Consider the following 18747-nt stretch of genomic DNA (forward strand, 5'->3'; position numbering starts at 1 on the left):
GCCTCCTCGCAACCCCGCCGATGTCACGTTATGTGACGAGATGTACGCTTAAGGTGCGATATAGGGGGATTTGGGGGGGTGGGCGGTGCGGCGTCGGGAGTTTCTCGTGCTGGGTGCGGGGGCTGTCGCCCTCGCGGCCGGATGTGCTCACCGGAAGGACCGCGTCGCCTCGCCGATCTCGCTCATCGTTCCGGCGCCCGCCGACTCCTTCGCGTCCACCTTCAAGGGCGCAGTCGAGAAGCGGCGGCTGGTCTCGTCCGTCACCATCGGCCCGCAGTCCATGGACCTGACCACCATTGCCCGGTTCGCCGGGAGCCGCCGACCCGATCTCCTCATGCTGGCGGGACCAGGAATGGTCACCGCCGCGGCGGGGAGCGACGCCACCGCGCTGCTGGCCAGCACCACCCCGCTGGCCCGGCTCGCGGGGGATTGGCTGCTGATCGTCGCTCCCCGTCACTCCCGCTTCCGCGACTTCCAGGTCCTCGCCGCCACGCTCATCCGCGATCCCGCCTCCGTGCGGCTCGCCGGGCGTTCGGCGGGGGGACCGGACCATGTCCTGTACGGGCTGACCGCTCGCGGCCTGGGCGCCGACGCCCGACTGTTGCGCTACTCCGCCTTTCCCGACACCGCGAACGTGATCACCGCGCTGCTCGACGGGCGGTTCATGGCCGGGATCGGCGGTTACCGCGATCTCATCCCGCACCTGGGGAAACTGCGGGTGCTCGCGGTGTCCGCGCCCGAACGGGTACGCGGGGTCGACGCGCCCACCCTCATGGAGTCGGGGGCGAGCCTCACGTACGCGGACTGGCGGGGCCTGGTCGCGCCCGGGGCCCTCCGCGAGGAGGATCGTTCCCGCCTGTACGACCTGTGCGCCAACCTGGACGGCTCGGCGGCCTGGCACGCCGGCTGCGAACGCGAACACTGGACGCCGATGTATCTCGCCGGCGGCGACTTCGCGCGATGGCTGTCCATCGAGGCCCAGCGCGCCCACGAGGTCCTCGCCGACCTGGGCGTGCTGCGCGGCCTCGACTGACCCTATTCCGTGAAACCCAGGTGTTCGGCCAGCCTGGACTCCAGTTCCTGGATGGTCCCGACGCCGTTGAGGTCGAGTCGTGTTCCGCGGGAGACGCCGTACGGGCTTCTGGTCGGCCACAGATGGACGGGAACGGCGAACGTCCCACGGTACGGAACGGTGTAGGCCCAGCCGGAGGAGGTGAGTTTCAGCATGATCTGGACCGCCGTCTCCCGCGACACCCGGTGGTCGGCTCGCAGGCCCCGGAGGGTGGCCACCCGCCGATGACCCTGGATCTCCCCCTCCTGAATTCTGCTGACGATCAGATCGACGACCTGCACGACCTGACGGCTCACCGGGATTCCGCCCATTGTCTGCCCGGCTTGCGCGGTGATCATCGCAGCTCGAACCAAACCACTCGCCCCCGATGATCGTCGTGATAACCCCAGGTGGCGGCGATCTGCTCCACCAGCCATAGCCCGCGCCCACCGCACCCATCCGGCGTCGCCCGCAGCTCAGGCTTGCCCGCAGCCGACCCCTCGTCGATCACCTCCACTTGCACGGCCTGGAGGGGTTGCACGGTTTGAGCGGCCGGATCAGGTGCAGCGGCCCCGATGGCTTGAGCGGCCTGAGGGGCTTGAGTGGCCTGGGCTGCCTGGGCGGTCTGAATGGCCCTAGCGGGCTGCCTGGCCTGGGTGCCTTGAGCTGCGTGAGAAGGCTGAGCGGACTGTAGGCGCTGACTGGAGGTGGCCTGGTTGCGTGCCGACGTCATCGGCATCGACATTGCCGACACCATGGACACGGTCATCAGCAACCGGCCGTCGCTTCGCCGCCCCGACTCCGAGTGCAGCACGGCATTGCTCACGAGCTCCGACACCAGTAGGACCGCATCGTCGATCCGGCCAAATCCCGATTTTTCGAGCAATGTGCTGACGTATCGGCGGGCGGTTGCGGCCGATGTGGCCACTCCTGGGAGATCAAGGGCCCCGAGCAGCCTCGACGCCCCCCGTTCCACACTCATCATGATTTATCCCTTTTGCCGTACAGATCGCCGGCCGTAGCTGTAAAACCCGTCCCCACTGCTCTTGACGAATCGCCATCAGAGTGCCCTTAATCAGCATTGATGCAAAGAAAGAAACCAGCACGAAGGTCGAACGTATAAATCCGATCTTCGTACAACCTATGTGCGACCACGTAAGACCCGATGATTGGAGGAATAATGCCGGCCCCCCGTGAACTCAACCCCGACGCTGGTCCAGTCGCACTACTCGGCCATGAACTGCGGAAATATCGCCTGGCCCGAAAACTCTCCCAAGAGAAGCTCGCCGAAAAGATCAACTTCAGCGCCTCATTGATCGGATTCATCGAACGCGCCGACCGCGTCCCCCGCCGCGAGTTCATCGAGGTCTGCGAACAGGCCCTCGACCTCAACGGCGAACTCCTCCGCTTCTGGCCCCAGATCAGCAAGGAGGCCAGCCCCAAGTGGTTCCACGCCTGGCTGGACATCGAACCCCAGGCGCGCACGCTCCGAACCTGGGAACCCAATCTTGTTCCCGGCCTGCTTCAGACGGAGGAATACATGCGTGCGGTACTGAGCGGGCGCCCTGGCATGACCAGGGAGAAGTTCGAGGAACTCGTGGTCGCCCGGCAAACTCGCCAGGCGATCTTCACTCGGTCGAACCCACCCATCTTCTGGGCGGTTCTCGATGAAACTGTGCTTTGGCGCCCCCTGGGCGGCAAAGATGTAATGCGACGCCAGCTAGAGCAGCTTGCCGAGATGGCAGACCATCCCTTCGTAAGCATCCAGGTGGTTCCTCTGGCCAGTGGTTCAACTGCGGGGCTCCTTGGAGCCTTCGTCATCGCCCAGCTACCGTCACAGCCTGATACCGTATACGTCGAATCCCCGGCAAAGGGATACGTCACCGATCGCCCGAGCGACGTCGCCGTCATCAATGACAGATACGAGGCATTGCGTGCCGACGCGCTTCCGGCTCGTGCATCGATTGAGCTGATCAGAGAGACGATGGTGAAGAGATGGACGTGAAGGACGAGCTGGCGAACGCCGCTTGGCGCAAGGCGTCATTCTCAGGAGACAATGGGGGAAACTGCATCGAAGTGGCTCCCCTCTCCAACGGCCGAGTCGGCATTCGCGACACCGAAGCCCCGAACCAGCAGCCATTCGTCGTGAGCGCCACCGCATGGAAAGCTTTTGTGGACGCCGCGAAGTCGGGCGACTTCGACTTCTAGAGAAACTTAATGGCGGGGGTTACGGGGGCTGTGAGCCCAGGTCGGTAACGGCAAGAATCCGAGGTTCCAAAGGGATCGGATTCGCGGCTTCAGCCCCGTTCCCAATGCCACAGGCGCTCGCCGTCCTCGAAGAGGTCCGTCGGCCGCAGGCCAATCCTGGCCGCCACCTTCATGGACGCCTCGTGACCAGGGTGGATGTGAGCCTGTAGGAGACCGACGCCCCGGCCACGCAGCCATTCGGCCACCGCACCAGCGGCCTCCGAAGCGTACCCGCGCCCCTGCCAGGCCGTCCCCACCACCCACGCGACCTCGGCCCGCCGCTCTCCCTCGGTCACAGTCGCTTGGACGGTCCCCACCGCTCGGCCATCTTGCCTGCGCCGCAGGATCCAATTGAGCCAGTCCTGCCGGCCGTCCGGGGAACGTCCCGTGCCCAGCCTGGCGTACCGGGCCCGCAGGTCGCCCAGGCCCGGCGGCCCTCCCCCGATGAACGCATACAGTTCCTCGCTGGCGAGGACACCCACCATGTCGTCTGCGTCCTCCACGGTGAGGGGCGTGAGCGTGAGCCGGGGCGCCTCGATCCGCTCGGCGGTCATGCCACGGCCGCCACCACTGCCCTGATCCACGTACTGAGTCTTCCGCAGGGCCAAGCTCGTCCGCCAGCCGGTCTCCCCAAGGTCACGGGGGTTGGAGGTCCAACCCTCGGCGTCCGCCCGCGCGTCCGCGGTGGGCTCGCATCACCGCGCCACCAGCCCCTTTACGATCGGCCACTGCTCCTCCTGCCAGACGGCGATGGTGATTCCGGGACGAGGCGGTCCACGGCTCGTTCGACCAGTTCGTGCAGGCGTTGTTCGCCGAACACCTCGGGCAGGGTGAGCTGTTCCACGATGAGCCAGTTCATGGCCAGGTAGAGCACCTCCACTGTGGTGGCGTCGCCGGGGAGACCCGAGCTCAAGTGGTAGTCGATGTTGGCGTCGAGGTCGGCTCTGATCTGCCGGGTGAGCACGGCACGCAGGTCCGGGCGGCGGGTGGCCTCTAGCCGGAGTTCCAGAAGGGCGAGGTAGCCGGTGCGGAAGCCGGTGATCCGGCCCACCAGGTCGTGCATGAGCTCGGTGACCCGGTTGCGGTCGCGGGGCCCTTCGAGGCTTCGCGCGGTGGTCACGGCGTCGGGAGTCAGATGCTCGTAGATGCGCGCTCCCGCCTGAGTGAGTAGATCGTCACGGTTGGAGAAGTAGTTCGAGGACGTTCCAGGAGGAACTTCGGCCTGCCCATCGACGGCGCGGAAGGTCAGCCCACGCGCACCTTCGCGTGCCAGAACGTCGATGGCGGCATCCAACAACGCCGCCCGCCTCGCAGGATTCTGTCGCACCACGCTTTGACACCACTCCAGTTGTAGTACTACGTTCAAACCACTACACACAGAGTACTTCAACCGGAGTAATCGCATGCGCAAGTTGGTCTACTACGTCGGCATGAGCATCGACGGCTACATCGCAGGCCCCAGCGGAGAGTTCGACTTCTATCCCATACCGAACGACCTGGGCGCCTGGCTGGCCAGTGAGTACCCCGAGACCTTGCCCACCCACATACGCTCCCAAATAGCCCTCGACGCCCCAAACAAACACTTCGACACAGTGATCATGGGCAAGTCCACCTACCAGCCCGCCCTCGACGTCGGTATCACCAGCCCCTACGCCCATCTCAAGCAGTACGTCGTATCAACCACGATCCCCACGATCGACGACCCATCCGTGGAACTCGTCCGCGACAACCCTGCCGAACTCGTCCGCGAACTCAAGAAACAGGAAGGCTCGGACGTCTGGCTCTGCGGCGGCGGCACCCTCGCGGGCTCACTGCTGCCCGAACTGGACGAACTGGTCATCAAGACCTACCCAGTCATCGCGGGAGCCGGCATCTCCGCCATCACCGGAGCCTTCCAACCCACACTCTTCACCCCCACCCAGACCCAATCTTTCAGCAACGGCACATCCGTGACGTGGTACGGCCGCGCGACCTGACTCCTCGCCGCGGTGCCGTCTGGTCGAGGGTTGCTATCCGCTGGTGGTGCGCGGCGGCAGGTGCACGGTCATGAGGAACTCGCAGGGCTCGGTGCCGCCGCCTCGGTAGGTGTGGGGGACGTCGGCGTCGAAGGTGGCGGTGGCTCCGGCGGGGACCTGGTGCTCGGTGCCGTCGAGGACGAGGATCAGGCAGCCGTGGGTGACGCTGACGGTCTCCACGACCCCGGTCGGGTGCGGGTGGCTGGGGTACGCCTCACCGGGGTGCAGGCGCCAGCGCCACACCTCCACCGGTGCCGGGCCGCTGGTGGTCAGCATGAGGCGGACCTCGCCGCCGAGCTCTCCGGTCCACAGGGGTTCGACGTCGGCGGTCTCGACGATCTGGATGTCCCGGTGCTGGGGACCTTCGGTGAGGGCCGACACCGACATGCCCAGGGCGTCGGCGAGGCGCACCAGCGTGGCCAGGTTGGGGTTACCCTGGGCGTTCTCCAGGCTGACCAGCGCGCCCTTGCTCACCTGCGCCCGGCTGCTGAGCTGCTCCGCGGTCAGGCCCGCCCGCAGCCGGGCCGCCTTCACGTTGGACGCCACCGCCTGCAGAGCCGTCGTCATCTGCCCCACTGCTTCCCGTTCCTCCTCTGCGGTCATTTTAATGTACGCTCTGGTCGTTCTATTGAAAGGCCTCTGTCGTGACCGCTCTCCTGCTGGCCCTGGCCAGCTCCCTCGCCTACGGCTGTGCCGACTTCCTCGGCGGGCTCAGCGCCCGCGGCGCGCACGTCCTGCGCACCGTCATCATCGCAGCCCCCGCCAGCCTCGCCATCGAACTCGCCCTCTGGCCCCTCCTCGGCGCGCACTGGAGCCCGGCTGCCCTGGCCTGGGGCGCCGCCTCCGGAGTCGCATCGGCCGCGGCCTTCGCACTGCTCTACCGCACCCTGGCCGTCGGCCCCATGAGCGTGCTCTCTCCCGTGACCGCACTGGTCTCCGCGGTCCTACCGGTCGGCCTCGGCCTGGCCCAAGGTGAACAACTCACCACGTACGCCCTGCTCGGCCTCCCGCTCGCGCTGACAGCCGTGGTCCTGGTCAGCGCCGGCCCCGGCACAGGCGCCTCCCGCCCCAGCCGCACCGCCCTGCTGCTGGCCCTGGGCGCGGGCACCGCCATCGCCGCCCAGCTCATCTGCCTCCATCAGGCTCCCACCGACAGCGGCCTCGCCCCTCTCATCACCGGCCGCGCCGTCTCCTCCGCCCTCGTCCTGACGGTAGCCGCCCTACTCCGCAAACGCCTGGGCCCCCAACGCCCGGCCCTCGCCCTCTGCGCCGCCGCGGGAATGCTCGACTCCCTGGCCAACCTCGCCTTCCTCCTGGCCGCCCGCACCGGCGACCTCTCCGTCGTTGCCGTCATCACCGCCCTCTACCCGGCCGGCACCGTCCTCCTGGCCCGAATCGTCCTGACCGAACGCATCCACCACACCCAACTGACCGGCCTCGGCATCGCCGCCGTCGCCGTCAGCCTCCTCGCCCTCAACTGACCGTCGGCGAGCTCAGCTGTCCCGTCGGCGGTCGATGTTCACGTCCCTGGCCTGGCCGATCTGGATGTTGTCGCCGCCGATCCAGGAGTTGGACACTACTTGGCTTCCCGGGGCCGGCTTCGCTTCCGGTGTCGCGGATCCTGAATCCTGCGTACGTTCCGGTTCTGCTTTGGAAAGGAGTAGCGCTTGCCGGGACAGAACGATGCCGTACCCGGCGAGGCCCAGGCCGATGAGGCCGATGAACGCGCCGATGACGCTGGCGGTCTTGTCGGCGTCGTCCAATCCGACTTTTACGAAATAAGCGGCTAAACCGGCCAAGGCTAGGCCGGTGAGCAATCCGACGATTGCCCACAACAACCGTGAACGTGCCATGGGCTGGATTATCTCCTATCTGTCTGGTTTGCCGACCAGGTGCAGGATGAAGTGTGCCTTTGCCAAGGAGTTGTGGTACCTGCCGGGAAACTGCTGGTTCATCTCCTTGTAGACCTCGATGAGTTCGACTGTCGCGGCTCGGAGCTCGCTGCTTGATTCGCACGATCGCAGGTACGACAGGAGGCTGTGGGCGAGACTGCGGAGACAGGCCGCGCGGTCTGTTTCGGCCAGTGTTCGGGTGATGGAGAGGACCTCGCGTCTGGCCTCCCTGGCGGCCAGGTGGTCGCCTGCGGTGGTCAGGTAGTTCCCCAGGCTGATGAGGGACCTGGCCAGGTCGGCGAGGTGACCGGCGGGCTCGGTTTCGGCGAGCGGGCGGATGATCTCGATGCTTTCCCTGGTTACATTGATCGCGGCCAGGGTGTCCCTGGACGTGGCGAGCACGGTTCCCCAGTTGAACAGGGACAGGGCCAGGAGGGGAAGGTAGGTGCGGGGTTCCGCCTCGGTGAGCGCACGGATGATGGCGACCGCTTCCTGGAGGGATTCGAGCGCGCTGTCCACGGCACCGATGTCCGCCAGGAAAAGCCCGAAATTGATAAGAGAGCGGCCGAGGTAGGGAATGAAGGCGTCGGGTTCGGCCTCGGCCAGCGTACGGGAGATGGTGACGGCTTCCCGGGCGGCTTCAAGGGCGGCGAACTGTTCTCCGACGTCCCTCAATCGACCTCCCAGGTTGATCAGGGATGTGGCCAGATCGGGGAGGAAGGCGTCCGGCTCGGCTTGGGCGAGGATACGCAATATGGCCACGGCCTCACGGGTGGCCTCCACCGCGCCCTGCGGATCTCCCACGTTGGACAGGCGTAAACCCAGATTGTTCAGGCTTTTCGCGAGGTGGGGACGGTAGGCATCGGGCTCCTCCTCGGCGAGGGTGCGGTGAATGGCCGTCGCTTCACGGGCGTGGTCGAGCGCCGCCCGGAAATCACCGACTTTGGAGAGCGCGGACCCGAGATTGCTCAGGGCCCCCGCCAGATTGGGCAGATATGCGCCGGGCTCCGCCTCGGCCGGCATTCGGTGAATGCTCATGGCCTCGCGCGCGGATTCGACCGCGCCTTGCGGATCTCCGGTTTCGAACCGGCGGTTGCCCAGATCGGTGAGAGCGGCGGCGAGCAGGGGCCGGAACGTCGGGTTCACTTCGGCCATGATCCGAAAGAGGTCGGTGGCCCGCTGGGTGGCCTTGAGCGCGGTGGTCCGGTCGCCCGTCGCCGACAGGTGGTTGCCGAGGTAATACAGGGCGGTGGCGTAGTCGGGGATACGGCGCGGGTCGATTTCGATGAGCTGCGCGTACCGGGCGGCGGCCAGCGAGGTCATGTGCAGCGCGAGCTGCCGGTCTCCGACCTCCGCGAGGCGATTTCCGAGCGACTCCAGGGCCAGGGCGTACTCGTGAATACGCGATTCGGATGGGGGCGCTTCGCTGTGGATTCGCACCGCTTCGAGGGCGGCGTCCAGTGCTCCTTTCCGGTCCCCGGCCGCTGCCCGCGACGCTCCCAGCTTTCTCAACTGGGCGGCGCGAACCTCGGGGGTCGCGTCGGAGGGCAGTTCCCGTACGATCCGCTCCGCGAGGTCACGCCTCGGCCGCAGAAGTTCGACGCTCTGCTCGGGCAGGGCATCCAGTACGGCGATGGCCTGGTCAAGGGTGGCGTGACGCACGACGGCGGCGACCACGGGCGCGCCGGCGTGGGAGGCGGCCGGGCCGGCGGCGAGGGCGAAGAAGGCGGCACGGGGGGAGGTGTGCCGGTTCGCCGTGGCGGCGAGCATGATCAGGCCTTGGCGGGTCTCGGCCGGGGTGGCGTGGCCGAACAGCTCGGTCAGGAGTTCGGTGGTGTGCGGGCGGCTCAGCTGGGCGGCGAGGAAGTCCTCGGCGAAGCGGTCGGGGCGGAGCGGAGGCAGGACGGCGTGGCCTGTCCCGGAGGCGTCCGGTGGGTAGAGACGGCGGTGGGCGCCCAGGAGGGATTCGGCTTCGGCGTCGCCGTCCGCGAGGTGGGCGCGGCGGAGCCAGGAGCGGGCGCGGGCGGTGTCGTCGAGCGGGCCGAACAGGCAGGCGACCAGGACCATGCGCTCGATGCGCGAGGTGTCCGCCGGGTCGGCGTGCCAGTAGCGGCGCTCGTGGTCGAGCAGGAAATCGGACAGGTCGTCCAGGCCCGGGAGCGGGACGTCGTCGTACCTGGCGCACAAAGCGGCGAGAGCCGTCATGTGCACGGTCAGGGGGGATTGGACACTTTTCAGATGATGGGGCACCGGGATCGGCGCCTGGTTCGACGCCAGTTCCGGGAGGTGCTGCCCGAAGGCGGCGACGGCGTCGTTGAACATCTCGTCGACCGGTCCGGCGTCGTACGCGGTCAACGCGATCGGGGCGGGCAGGTCGATCGCGGATCTGGTCAGTTCGGCCCGGATGCTCTCCCATAGTTCGGCCTGGGGCCGGGCCAGGAGCAGGATCCGCAGCCGGTGGTTACCGCACCGGCGTACCAGGTCGTCCACCAGCTCGACCAGTACGGGGAGCGGCCAGCGCTCGGCGTAGTCGACCACGACGAGGAGCCCTTCGCGGTCGGTCGTCTCGGCGGGTTTGATGTGGTCCGGCGTTGTTGTCCTGGGGACGGCCTGCGCGACTGTCCATCCCTTCGTATGCGCGCCGGTCGCCAGGTGCGCGGCCAGGCGGGTTTTCCCATGCCCGCCCGGCGCGTGGATGAGCACCATTGAGGCCGGTTCGTCGTCTTCATGCAGCCAGTGCCTGATGTGCTGCTCGACGTCGGGGCGGCGCCGGTACGGGACGATCTCCCGGCGGGCGTCGAGCAGGTATGACGGGGTACGGCGCGAGCGAGGCACATGGGCGATGGCTCGCGGTTCGAGGAGCTCCAGCCGGTAACCGGGGCGATCGAGGAAGATGGCGAGATCCCCGTCGACGCGGCCGATCTGAATGTTGTGGCCGCCGATGCGGGAATTGTCCACCCGCTGAGTCGTCACCGGGCGTCAACTTCGCGCCCCGCCGGGGGATCAATCCGATGGGTAGCCGGTAATAGTCGCGAACGCGCCATGGGCTGGATTCTCACCCTTGGGCGCGGGCCGTTCAACTGGGGGAGTGGCCGCGCTGGGAGGTGCGGTAGAGCCACCACAGGGAGGGCACGACCAGCAGGGCGCCGATCGCCAGTGCGCCGAGCGTCGCGGCCAGGACGGTTTCGGTGGCCGCCGCGCGGTCGAGGGTCACGCCGGGAAGCAGTTCCGGGTACTGGCCGACGCCCCAGCCCCAGAGCAGACCGACCACGGCGAGCGCGGCGGTCAGCCGTACGGCGAGGTAGGCGCGGCGCCAGAGGAGGGGGAGGGAGGCCAGGCCGGATACGACCGACAGCACCAGGAGGGGGAGGGCGCGGCCGGTGGTGAGTTCGGTGAGCAGGCGTGGGGCGTCGAGCCAGAGGACGATCAGGCCCGCGGCCGAGAGCAGGCCGACCAGGCAGCCCGTGATCAGGGCGCGGCGGCGGAAGGCCTCGGCGAGGTCGTGCCGGCCGAGCCGCTGGGCGTCGCGGGTGAGGAAGACGGCGGCCAGGTAGGCGGTGACGCCGACCGCGAGCAGTCCCGCGATGATCGAGGTCGGGTTGTTCCAGCTGGTCACCAGATTACCTTCGGCGATTCCCGGGGGCACCCGGCGGGAGGCCACCGCACCGGCCGCCGTACCCAGGAAGTACGGCGTGACCAGCGAGGAGAACGCGAAGGCCGCGCCGAACAGGCGCTGCTGCCAGAGGCGGGTGCTGACCTTGCGGAAGGCGAAGGCGGAGCCTCTGGCGATGATGCCGAGCGCGACCAGGGTGAGCGGGATGTAGAGCGTGGAGGCGACCGCGGCGAAGACCGACGGGATGCCGGTCCACATCAGCACGATCACGAAGATCAGCCAGACGTGGTTGGCCTCCCAGACCGGGCCGATGGAGTGCTCGACCAGCTCGCGTTGCGGGCGCCCGGCCGCGGATCGCCCGGCCAGCAGATCCCAGATGCCGCCGCCGAAATCGGCTCCGGCGAACAAGGCGTAGGCGGTCAGGCCGATCCACAGGACGACGATCATGATCTCGGGAAGCATGGTCAGGTGACCTTGAAACCGGTTACGTCGGGTTCCTGCGGGGCGATCGGGACGGGCTGGTCCCGGGCCAGGCGGCGCAGCACGTACACGGTGGCGACGGTCAGCACCAAGTAGACCAGGGTCACCAGCACGAAGCCCCAGACCAGGCCGGGGGCCGGGTTGACCGCCTGGGAGGTGCGGAGCACGCCGTACACGATCCAGGGTTGCCGGCCGACCTCGGTGACGATCCAGCCCGCCTCCAGCGCGATCACCGCCGCCAGTCCCGACACCGCGACCGCGCGCAGGAACCAAGGGGAGGAGGGCGGCTCGCGGCGGCGTAGCCAGGAGACCGCCAGCCAGACGGCCAGGAGCAGCAGGGCGAAGCCCATCGCGACCATGGCCTGGAAGGCCAGGTGCACGATGTTGATCGGCGGCCAGTCGGCCTTGGGGGTCTGGTTCAGGCCCACGATCACGGCATCCGGGTCGCCGTGGGCGAGCAGGGACAGCCCTCTCGGGATCTTCAGGGCGTAACGCAACTGGCCGTCGATGGCGATGCCGCCCACGTGCAGCGGCGCGCCGCGCTGGGTCTCGAAGACGCCCTCCATGGCCGCCAGCTTCACGGGCTGGTTCTCGGCGACGAAGCGGGCCGCCCAGTCCCCGACGCCGATCTGCACGGGGGTGACGATCGCGGCGACGGTCAGCGGCAGGAGCAGGCCGAGCCGGTGGTAAGCGTCCCGCCGCCCGCGCAGCATCGCCACCGCGTACACGGAGGCCATCGCGAAGCCGGCGACCATGAACGCGGCCAGGATCATGTGCGTGGTCTGCGGCGGGGTGGCCGGATTGAACATGGCGGCCCACGGGGCCACCGCGATGATCCTCCCGTTCCGGGTGTCGAAACCGGTGGGCTGCTGCATCCAGGCGTTGGCGGTGACGACGAAGAACGCGCTGGCCACCCCGGCCAGCACGATCGGGACACCGGACAGCAGGTGCGGCACTGGCGGCAGCCGGTCCCAGGAGTAGAGGTAGATGCCCAGGAAGATGGCCTCGATGAAGAACGCGATGCCTTCCAGCGAGAACGGCAGTCCGATGACCTCGCCGTAGACGCCCATCAGTCCCGGCCACAGCAGGCCCATCTCGAAGGACAGGATCGTGCCCGACACCGCGCCGACCGCGAACAGCACCCCCATCGCCTTGGCCCAGCGCCGGGCCAGCAACCGGTAGCGTACGTCGCCCGTCCGGTGGCCCCGCCATTCGGCGAGCAGCGTGATGGCCGGCATGCCGACTCCCAGACACGCGACGATGATGTGCCAGCCAAGAGACAGGCCCATCTGAGTACGCGCCGCCACCAGGTCCGGACCGGTCACCAACGGGAGGCCGGAAAGCTCCACCAGCCCGCCTCCCCACCTGTCGGTCCGCCCCGCGGGGCTCGTACCCCCGGCTCGTACGCGTACGCCCGGCCTTACCAAGTCGCGGTAGAGGCCGTACCGCTTATGGGCGGTTGCAGCGTCGAAGAAGCGCTACTGCGGGACCCGGGGGGGTCGGGCGGTGGGGACGGCGAGGGGCGCGGGCGTGATCAGGCCCCCTCCGCCTGGAGGACGACGCGGCCCGATTCTCGACTTGATGCGAAATTCAACGCAGACCCGCCATTCGCCGGCGCTGTTTCTCTCCAGAGCGGAGGTCGTAAGACTGTCGTAAGACGGAACACAGGCCTTGTCGGCTTTCTCACATGCTCTGCTGTTCGGGAGCGAGTTTGTCAAGGACTACTCGCCCGAGAACGGCTTGTCCGAGAAGTGGGCTTGTCCGGGATCGGGCAATGAGAGGGACCTCAGTGAGGAACGTGTTCCGCCACCCTGTGACCTGGATCGTGGTCGCCGCCGGGGTCGCCGTGGCCTTGTACCTGTTTCAACCCTGGCGGTTGTTCACCACGGTCGAGGTGAACGAACCGCCACCCGTGGCTGCGACCGGACAGGCCCCCACCGGGGAGGCGACCATGACCGGGGAGGACATGACGGGAGACGTCGCGACCCCGGCGGCTTCTCCGGAGGGGCCGCGTGTTCTGTCTATGGGCACCTTTATCACCCATGAACATGAGACTTCCGGAGTTGCGAAGGTTCTGCAGCTTCCCAATGGGGAGCGGGTGCTCCGGATCGAGAACTTGGATACCTCCGATGGGCCGGATCTGCGCGTCTGGCTCAGCGACCAACCGGTCAAGGAAGGCGAATGGAGGGTCTTCGACGACGGTGAGTGGCTGGAACTCGGCGAGCTCAAAGGTAACAAGGGCAATGCCAACTACCCGATCCCCGCTTCCGCTGACCTGGATTCCCTGACCAGCGTCACGATCTGGTGCCGCCGCTTCGCCGTCTCCTTCGGTGCGGCCCCACTCGCCGCCTGATCAGTGTCCTGTGCCGGCTGGAGGGGTGGCCGGGTCCCGGGCGGGGTGCCGACGTCGGTCCACCCCGCCTGTGGACCGCGCTATGCCTCCCTCTGGCGTTGCCGGAAGACGGCCAGCCCGAGCGCGAGTGCTGCGTACCCGCCGAGCACGGCCAAACCGGCCCACGGCGGCAGGGGGAAATAGCCTTGCGAGGGGGCGTAGTACCCCACCACCTGCGGATATTGCGGGATGCTCTGCTGGATTGCGAATCCGGCCGCCGGAGTGACCCGGAACAGCCAGTCCGTAACGGCCTCGGGGAGGAGGCCGGAGAAGGCGAACAGGTACGGGAGCACCAGCATCACGATGGCCAGGACGATGGCCACGACCCCTCGGCGGAGCAGGGCACCGGCACCGAGGGCGAGCAGGGCGGCCGCGGCGAGCAGCGCCCCGGTGCCGGCCATTACCCGTACCTCGGTGAGCAGGGACGCCGGGAGGACATGGTTTCCGTTGGCACGCAGGATTGCTGTGCCGACGGGCACCACGATGGCGGCGACCAGTCCGGCGACGAAGGCCGCCGTCCCGACGACGGTGGCCTTCGCCGCCAGGACCTGAGTTGGTTCCCGCCGGTATTCGGTGGTGGTGTAACGGGCCGCCAGGATGATGATCGCGATCAGTCCGGCGATCGTTCCGATGAGGGTCGTCTCGATCCGGGGGCCATCGAGCTTCGGCGCTATGTCGCCGGTCCCGGTTACGGTCAGTGTGTCGCCGGACTCGACGACGCCGTTTGCGCGGTGATAGCGCTCCCAGTCGGTCTGACCGGGTCCGTCGCCTACCTGGTCATTTGTCCATCCGTCGGGGGACGCCGTGCCCTGGAGGGTGACGTGGTCGAAGGTGGCGGTGGACTGGGTGAAACGTACCTGGATGGCGCCGCCGGGTTGGGTCCGGTCCACGGTCAGGTCGCCGGGGGAGGCGGCGAACAGGCCGATCTGGATGGTGGGAGGCAGTTTCGGCAGGGTGGCCGTGCCGATCGTGGTCCAGTGTTCGCCGTCGGTCGACTCGTAGCCGGTGATGGTTTCGCCGGTTCGGGTGAGGCGTAGCCAGCGCGGTGATCCGGTGGAGACTCCGCCGGGCAGGCCGGCGGTGTCCTCGGTGAAGTTGTGCTGCATCCGTACCCCGTGGCGGCCGGTGAGCATGACCGCGGCGTACGCCGAACCCTGCCGCGTGTTTTCCTTGATCATGATCCCGGCCTTGGCCCAGGGCACCAGGCCAGAGACGATCTTGTCGTGGTCGGGCGGGGGATAGGTGATGATCCCGGTCATCGACGTCAGGCGGACGGTGATGCCGCCGTCCCCGGTCAGGGACTGATGCGCGAAGGTGAACCGGTCCTCGACCCCCTGACCGTCCGGTCCGACCGGTATGGCGGGGCACGGGCCGGGTTCGCAGATGACCCGGGCTACCACCGCGCCGAGCAGGCCGGGCAGGATGACGAGCAGCGCGGCGACCGCCAAGCCGACCATCCGGCCGCGAGCCGCGCGGAATCCGGTCCACTCGGTACGGACCAGGCGAGAAAACCCCTCCGGGGGTGGGGCGGCGGTCATCACGCCACCCGCCCGGGGGCGAGTTCGAAGGTTGCATGCATGCGCGAAGTTCTAGAGATCCAGCCATAACACCCCCCGAACGACGGCCGTCATCTCGTTGTTAGGCCAGGCACGGCATCCTGGGAGGCCGATACCGGGACAGGGTGTGGATGAGCAGGTCACGACGTTGGGCTGGGCACGGCATCCTGGGAGGCCGGCACCGGGACAGGGCACGGATGAGCAGGTCACAACGTTGCGCGCTGTCCTGGACGGGTCGACATGGCGGCGGGCGCGGATGAACACGAGGGCCCATAGGTGAGAGGGCAGGATGAGCGGGTCACGACATTTTCGGTTGCGGGGCCGAGGCATCAGACTGCGCTTCACCGCCATGTACATGGCCCTGTTCCTGCTGTCCGGAGCCGCGCTGCTGGCCCTCACCAACCTTCTGGCCATCGGCAACGTCAAGATGTCCGCACCGGTCGGTAGCCAGCCGCAACCGGTCCCGCTTGTCGCCGCGCAGCAGCACATCGCCGCGCTTCAGGCTGAGCTGGACCAGGTGCACACGCAGCAGTTGCGGCAGCTGCTCACCGGCTCGTTGATCGCGCTGGCGGTCATGCTCGCGGTTTCGGCGGTGCTCGGTCGCGTCGTCGCCGACCGGGTGCTCCGCCCACTGCGTACGATCACCGCCGCGACAAGGCGAATCTCCGCCGACAACCTGCACGAACGGCTGGCCGTCACCGCCCCCCACGACGAGGTCAAGGACCTGTCCGACACCATCGATGGCCTGCTGGCACGCCTGGAGGGCGCCTTCGAGGCGCAGCGCCGGTTCGTCGCCAACGCCTCGCACGAACTGCGTACCCCGCTGACGACGATGCGGGCAGCGCTGGACGTCGCGGTGGCCAAACCGCCGCCGATACCGGCACAGACGACCGCGCTGGCCGACCGCCTCCGTACCGAGCTGGACCAGATCGACCGGCTTCTGGAGGGCCTGCTGCTCCTCGCCCGCGTCCAGCACGGCGCCGCGCCGGACGAGGTGACGGTCCCGCTCGGCAACCTGGTCTCCGAGGCATTGGCCGCCAGGACCGCCGAGGTCTCCGCCATGGAGTTGACCGTCCACGACGAGTTGGACGACGACGCCCGGATTCACGGCAGTCGTACGCTGCTGGCACGCATGGTCGACAACGTGATCGACAACGCCGTCACCCACAACCAGCACGGCGGCTGGATCCGGATCGCGGCCACGGCGAACGACGAGACAGCCCTGCTCGTCGTGGAGACCGGCGGGCGCGTCCTCGATCACGAGCAGGTCGGCCGACTGGCCCGGCCCTTCCAGCGGCTGGGCGCCGAACGCACGGGCAACGCCCACGGATCGGGGCTCGGCCTGTCGATCGTCTCGGACATCGCCGCCATCCACGGCGGCACCCTGGACCTTCGCGCCCGGCCGGAGGGCGGCTTGCGGGTCGCCATCACCCTGCCCCTGGCAGGCGTACCGGCATGAGAGTGCTGGTAGTCGAGGACGCCCGCGCACTGGCCGCCATCCTGGCGGAGGGCCTGCGGGATCAGGGCATGGCGGTGGACGTGGCGTACGACGGCCTGGAGGCCGCCGCCAAACTCGACCTCAACGCGTACGACGTGGTGGTGCTGGACCGCGACCTGCCGGGCATCCACGGCGACACCCTCTGCCAGATGATCGCCGAACGCCACGAGCGGGTGATGACGCTGATGCTCACCGCCGCCGCCACCCCCGGCGACCGCGTCAGCGGCCTGACACTGGGCGCCGACGACTACCTCACCAAGCCTTTCCACTTCCCGGAACTGGTCCTGCGCATCCGCGCCCTGGCCCGCCGCCAGCCTTCCGCCCGCGCCCGCACGCTGCGCGCCTCGGGCATCGAACTCGACCCCATCCACCGCACCGTCACCCGGGACGGCCACCCCCTGGACCTTTCGGCGAAGGAGTTCGCCCTTTTGGAAGCCCTCCTCCGCGCCAGCCCCGCCCCCCTCAGCACCGAATCCCTCCTCGAACAGGTCTGGGACGAACACGCCGACCCCTTCACCAACACCGTGACCGTCACCATCGGCCGCCTCCGCCGCAAACTCGGCCAACCGCCGGTCATCACCACAACCCCCGGCGTCGGTTACCGCATCGCTCAGTGAAGGTGCTACGGCAGGGCGGCGCGCGGGGAGTGGCGGAGGCGGGGGGCGTCCTGGCTGGGTGGGGTGCCGTAGTGGCGGCGGTATTCGCGGCTGAACTGCGCGGGGCTGTCGTAGCCGACGCGGTGGCCGACACCGGCGACGTCGTCGGGGTGGACGGCGAGCAGGAGCCGGGCCTGGTGCAGGCGGATCTGCTTCTGGAACTGGATGGGGCTGGTGGCGGCGACCGCCTGGAAGTTGCGGTAGAAGGCGGACACGCTCATGCCGGACAGTCGCGCCAGGTCCTCCACGCGGAAGGGTTCGGTGTAGTGGTCGCGGATCCACTGCACCGCCCGGGCGATGTGGGTGAGGCTGCTGTCGGCCAGGCCGAGCTGGCGTACGGCGGTGCCCTGCTCGCCGGTGATCAGCCGCCACAGGATCTCGCGTATCGCGAGCGGGGCGAGTACCGCCCGGTCGCGCGGCTGGTCGAGCAGGCGCAGGAGCCGGATCACCGCGTCGAGCAGCTCGTCAGGTGCGTCGCTGACGATGATGCCGGGATGGGCGCCGCCGGTGGCGCGCGGCAGGTCTCCCGGGCCGGCCCGCAGCAGGAGTTGGGCGATGGCAGACGGGTTCAGGGTGAGGCCGAGCCCGAGCGCCGGGTGCTGGGGGCTGGCCTCGGTGAAGTGGCTGGTGACCGGTAAGTCGACCGAGGCGACGAGGTACTGCCCTGGCCGGTAGTCGTACACGCGGTCGCCCAGCCTGAGGCGTTTGGCGCCTTGGGCGATGAGCGCCAGCACCGTGCCGGACATCGACACCGACGGCGGATCGGGTTGTTCGACTTTCGAGATGAGGACGCCGTCGATGGCGGTCGTCCAGTCGGATCGTACGTGCCGGGCCAGCAGGGCCCGCAGTTCGTCGAGGCGCATGCTCCGATTGCAGCACAGGGAAGGCCAGAAATTTCCAAATGAGGGAGGATCGTGCAAGGGCCTGCGAGCATCCTTCTACCTTCTCCGCAGGTGGGACTGGTGAAATTGAGTCATCAGATTCCACGGAGCACGTACACGGCTCCAGAGATTGGGAGAAGTAGTCATGATCGCAACTTACGGGTTCCAGGCCACGATGACCGCCCTGCCGGGCAAGGGGGACGAAGTGGTCGAGCTGCTGCTGTCCGGCCTGAAGGACGGCAACCCCGCCGCGAGCGAGTACTGCGTCGTCTACCTCGTCAGCCGTTCGACGTCCGACCCCGACGTGGTCCACATCACCGAGGGCTGGACCAGCGAGGAGGACCACCACCGGGTTTTCGCCGGTGAGGCCGCTCAGGCCATGGTGGCGCGGTTCGCCGAGCTGCTGGCCAAGGAGAGCGAGTACGCCGACTACGTGCCGGTCCACGGCAAAGCCGCCTTCTGACCT

General features: G+C 68.2%; 20 protein-coding genes. 9 read left to right on the top strand and 11 right to left on the bottom strand.

Annotated elements, in window-relative coordinates:
- The first annotated feature begins 85 nt into the window (after nt 1-85).
- Entirely contained in the window at nt 86-1033 is a 948-nt protein-coding gene (locus KIP79_RS07305) for a Bug family tripartite tricarboxylate transporter substrate binding protein (RefSeq protein WP_214103903.1), read from the top strand.
- Between the two features lie 2 nt (nt 1034-1035).
- On the opposite strand, the gene KIP79_RS07310 is transcribed toward KIP79_RS07305, so the two are convergent.
- Nucleotides 1036-1368 (bottom strand): helix-turn-helix domain-containing protein, encoded by a 333-nt coding sequence (locus KIP79_RS07310; RefSeq protein ID WP_214103904.1) that lies wholly within the window; start codon nt 1366-1368, stop codon nt 1036-1038.
- A 38-nt stretch (nt 1369-1406) separates the two neighbouring features.
- Nucleotides 1407-2036, bottom strand: coding sequence for an ATP-binding protein (locus KIP79_RS07315; protein ID WP_214103905.1), 630 nt, complete (start codon nt 2034-2036; stop codon nt 1407-1409).
- Between the two features lie 195 nt (nt 2037-2231).
- On the opposite strand from KIP79_RS07315, the gene KIP79_RS07320 reads away from it, so the two are divergent.
- Together KIP79_RS07320 and KIP79_RS07325 are read left to right on the top strand one after the other, a co-directional pair.
- Nucleotides 2232-3056 (top strand): helix-turn-helix domain-containing protein, encoded by an 825-nt coding sequence (locus KIP79_RS07320; protein ID WP_214103906.1) that lies wholly within the window; start codon nt 2232-2234, stop codon nt 3054-3056.
- Nucleotides 3047-3259, top strand: coding sequence for a DUF397 domain-containing protein (locus KIP79_RS07325; RefSeq protein ID WP_214103907.1), 213 nt, complete (start codon nt 3047-3049; stop codon nt 3257-3259). Before KIP79_RS07320 ends, KIP79_RS07325 begins: the two co-directional genes overlap by 10 nt.
- Before the next feature lie 89 nt (nt 3260-3348).
- Here KIP79_RS07325 and KIP79_RS07330 read toward each other — a convergent pair whose 3' ends face one another.
- Together KIP79_RS07330 and KIP79_RS07335 are read right to left on the bottom strand one after the other, a co-directional pair.
- Nucleotides 3349-3882: a GNAT family N-acetyltransferase gene (locus KIP79_RS07330; RefSeq protein WP_308169608.1), complete on the bottom strand. Its 534-nt coding sequence runs from the start codon at nt 3880-3882 to the stop codon at nt 3349-3351.
- Between the two features lie 131 nt (nt 3883-4013).
- Entirely contained in the window at nt 4014-4625 is a 612-nt protein-coding gene (locus tag KIP79_RS07335; RefSeq protein ID WP_214104018.1) for a TetR/AcrR family transcriptional regulator, read from the bottom strand.
- A gap of 76 nt (nt 4626-4701) precedes the next feature.
- Here KIP79_RS07335 and KIP79_RS07340 point away from each other — a divergent pair, with 76 nt between their 5' ends.
- On the top strand, nt 4702-5274 hold the full coding sequence (locus KIP79_RS07340) for a dihydrofolate reductase family protein (RefSeq protein WP_214103908.1): 573 nt from the start codon (nt 4702-4704) through the stop codon (nt 5272-5274).
- Between the two features lie 33 nt (nt 5275-5307).
- Here KIP79_RS07340 and KIP79_RS07345 read toward each other — a convergent pair whose 3' ends face one another.
- Nucleotides 5308-5880, bottom strand: a complete 573-nt coding sequence (locus KIP79_RS07345; RefSeq protein ID WP_214103909.1) for a helix-turn-helix domain-containing protein — start codon at nt 5878-5880, stop codon at nt 5308-5310.
- 77 nt (nt 5881-5957) lie between these two features.
- Here KIP79_RS07345 and KIP79_RS07350 point away from each other — a divergent pair, with 77 nt between their 5' ends.
- Complete coding sequence (locus tag KIP79_RS07350; protein ID WP_214103910.1) at nt 5958-6794, top strand: EamA family transporter; 837 nt, start codon at nt 5958-5960, stop codon at nt 6792-6794.
- 12 nt (nt 6795-6806) lie between these two features.
- Here the strand turns inward: KIP79_RS07350 and KIP79_RS07355 are convergent, their stop codons facing one another.
- From KIP79_RS07355 to KIP79_RS07370, 4 genes are all read right to left on the bottom strand, one after another.
- On the bottom strand, nt 6807-7166 hold the full coding sequence (locus tag KIP79_RS07355; RefSeq protein ID WP_214103911.1) for a hypothetical protein: 360 nt from the start codon (nt 7164-7166) through the stop codon (nt 6807-6809).
- A 15-nt stretch (nt 7167-7181) separates the two neighbouring features.
- A complete protein-coding gene (locus KIP79_RS49255; protein WP_214103912.1) occupies nt 7182-10178 on the bottom strand; it encodes a tetratricopeptide repeat protein in 2997 nt (998 codons plus the stop codon).
- Nucleotides 10179-10281: 103 nt separating this feature from the next.
- On the bottom strand, nt 10282-11280 hold the full coding sequence (locus KIP79_RS07365; RefSeq protein ID WP_214103913.1) for a cytochrome d ubiquinol oxidase subunit II: 999 nt from the start codon (nt 11278-11280) through the stop codon (nt 10282-10284).
- Between the two features lie 2 nt (nt 11281-11282).
- The gene (locus tag KIP79_RS07370) at nt 11283-12647 is read right to left on the bottom strand and encodes a cytochrome ubiquinol oxidase subunit I (protein ID WP_308169609.1); all 1365 of its coding nucleotides are present in this window, start codon (nt 12645-12647) and stop codon (nt 11283-11285) included.
- Between the two features lie 440 nt (nt 12648-13087).
- Here KIP79_RS07370 and KIP79_RS07375 point away from each other — a divergent pair, with 440 nt between their 5' ends.
- Nucleotides 13088-13651, top strand: coding sequence for a DM13 domain-containing protein (locus KIP79_RS07375; RefSeq protein ID WP_308169610.1), 564 nt, complete (start codon nt 13088-13090; stop codon nt 13649-13651).
- Between the two features lie 80 nt (nt 13652-13731).
- On the opposite strand, the gene KIP79_RS07380 is transcribed toward KIP79_RS07375, so the two are convergent.
- On the bottom strand, nt 13732-15228 hold the full coding sequence (locus KIP79_RS07380) for a DUF1349 domain-containing protein (protein WP_214103915.1): 1497 nt from the start codon (nt 15226-15228) through the stop codon (nt 13732-13734).
- Between the two features lie 367 nt (nt 15229-15595).
- Between KIP79_RS07380 and KIP79_RS07385 the strand changes: the two genes are divergently transcribed.
- Both KIP79_RS07385 and KIP79_RS07390 read left to right on the top strand, forming a co-directional pair.
- Nucleotides 15596-16705, top strand: a complete 1110-nt coding sequence (locus KIP79_RS07385; protein WP_250212816.1) for a sensor histidine kinase — start codon at nt 15596-15598, stop codon at nt 16703-16705.
- Nucleotides 16702-17361 (top strand): response regulator transcription factor, encoded by a 660-nt coding sequence (locus tag KIP79_RS07390; RefSeq protein ID WP_214103917.1) that lies wholly within the window; start codon nt 16702-16704, stop codon nt 17359-17361. The genes KIP79_RS07385 and KIP79_RS07390 overlap by 4 nt, the downstream gene beginning before the upstream one ends.
- A gap of 5 nt (nt 17362-17366) precedes the next feature.
- On the opposite strand, the gene KIP79_RS07395 is transcribed toward KIP79_RS07390, so the two are convergent.
- Nucleotides 17367-18263 (bottom strand): AraC family transcriptional regulator, encoded by an 897-nt coding sequence (locus tag KIP79_RS07395; RefSeq protein ID WP_214103918.1) that lies wholly within the window; start codon nt 18261-18263, stop codon nt 17367-17369.
- 163 nt (nt 18264-18426) lie between these two features.
- On the opposite strand from KIP79_RS07395, the gene KIP79_RS07400 reads away from it, so the two are divergent.
- Nucleotides 18427-18744 (top strand): putative quinol monooxygenase, encoded by a 318-nt coding sequence (locus tag KIP79_RS07400; RefSeq protein ID WP_214103919.1) that lies wholly within the window; start codon nt 18427-18429, stop codon nt 18742-18744.
- Nucleotides 18745-18747 lie beyond the last annotated feature (3 nt).

The sequence above is a fragment of the Acrocarpospora catenulata genome, from assembly GCF_018476525.1.
Lineage (GTDB): Bacteria > Actinomycetota > Actinomycetes > Streptosporangiales > Streptosporangiaceae > Acrocarpospora > Acrocarpospora catenulata.

Coding starts and splice junctions, on each gene's coding strand:
- KIP79_RS07365 (WP_214103913.1), bottom strand. CDS start 11,280: ATGCTTCCCGAGATCATGATCGTCGTCCTGTGGATCGGCCTGACCGCC.
- KIP79_RS07345 (WP_214103909.1), bottom strand. CDS start 5,880: ATGACGACGGCTCTGCAGGCGGTGGCGTCCAACGTGAAGGCGGCCCGG.
- KIP79_RS07325 (WP_214103907.1), top strand. CDS start 3,047: ATGGACGTGAAGGACGAGCTGGCGAACGCCGCTTGGCGCAAGGCGTCA.
- KIP79_RS07380 (WP_214103915.1), bottom strand. CDS start 15,228: ATGACCGCCGCCCCACCCCCGGAGGGGTTTTCTCGCCTGGTCCGTACC.
- KIP79_RS07395 (WP_214103918.1), bottom strand. CDS start 18,263: ATGCGCCTCGACGAACTGCGGGCCCTGCTGGCCCGGCACGTACGATCC.
- KIP79_RS07340 (WP_214103908.1), top strand. CDS start 4,702: ATGCGCAAGTTGGTCTACTACGTCGGCATGAGCATCGACGGCTACATC.
- KIP79_RS07390 (WP_214103917.1), top strand. CDS start 16,702: ATGAGAGTGCTGGTAGTCGAGGACGCCCGCGCACTGGCCGCCATCCTG.
- KIP79_RS07355 (WP_214103911.1), bottom strand. CDS start 7,166: ATGGCACGTTCACGGTTGTTGTGGGCAATCGTCGGATTGCTCACCGGC.
- KIP79_RS07315 (WP_214103905.1), bottom strand. CDS start 2,036: ATGATGAGTGTGGAACGGGGGGCGTCGAGGCTGCTCGGGGCCCTTGAT.
- KIP79_RS07320 (WP_214103906.1), top strand. CDS start 2,232: ATGCCGGCCCCCCGTGAACTCAACCCCGACGCTGGTCCAGTCGCACTA.
- KIP79_RS07385 (WP_250212816.1), top strand. CDS start 15,596: ATGTACATGGCCCTGTTCCTGCTGTCCGGAGCCGCGCTGCTGGCCCTC.
- KIP79_RS07400 (WP_214103919.1), top strand. CDS start 18,427: ATGATCGCAACTTACGGGTTCCAGGCCACGATGACCGCCCTGCCGGGC.